At 55.6% G+C, this 531-nt stretch carries 1 protein-coding gene; it reads left to right on the top strand.

Annotated features, from left to right (window positions below):
* Positions 1–312 precede the first annotated feature (312 nt).
* On the top strand, positions 313–531 hold a 219-nt coding region (locus tag EII41_RS13775; RefSeq protein ID WP_124791019.1), incomplete at its 3' end, for a DUF559 domain-containing protein.

The following is a 531-nucleotide window of genomic DNA, read 5'->3' as shown; positions in this document are numbered from 1 at the left end:
AGAGCAACGCTTCTGAAAGAGCAACGGACACCCCGCCCTGACGGGCACCCCTCTATAGAGGGGAAGCCGGTACACTCCTCTCCCCTCCTCTGGAGGGGTGGTCTGCAAGACCGGGGTGGCCCCCTTCCTCTGGAGGGGTGGTCTGCAAGACCGGGGTGGTCTCCCTTCCTCTGGAGGGGTGGTCTGCAAGACCGGGGTGGTCTCCCTTCCTTTGGAGGGGTGGTCTGCAAGACCGGGGTGGTTCCCTTCCTCTGGAGGGGTGGTCTCCCTGCAAAGGGTAAAAGACAGAACAATCGTAAAAGGACAGAACGTATGGTAACAACGCCATTGACCTACATTCATGGAGTTCCCGTATACAGAAGAGTAATCCGTAGATTACCCGCAAACGGTCGGCTGGCGCCTCGAGCAAAGGCTTTGAGGAAAGCCGGGATTTTATCGGAAATTCTTTTCTGGAAGCAGGTTCATAAAGGGCGGTTTCATGGTATTGATTTCGACCGGCAGCGAGTGATCGGGAATTATATTGTCGATTTC

This window comes from Tannerella forsythia (genome assembly GCF_003860135.1).
Taxonomy (GTDB): domain Bacteria; phylum Bacteroidota; class Bacteroidia; order Bacteroidales; family Tannerellaceae; genus Tannerella; species Tannerella forsythia_A.
Note: the sequence above shows the minus strand (reverse complement) of the source record. Positions and strands in the feature narration are given on the sequence as shown.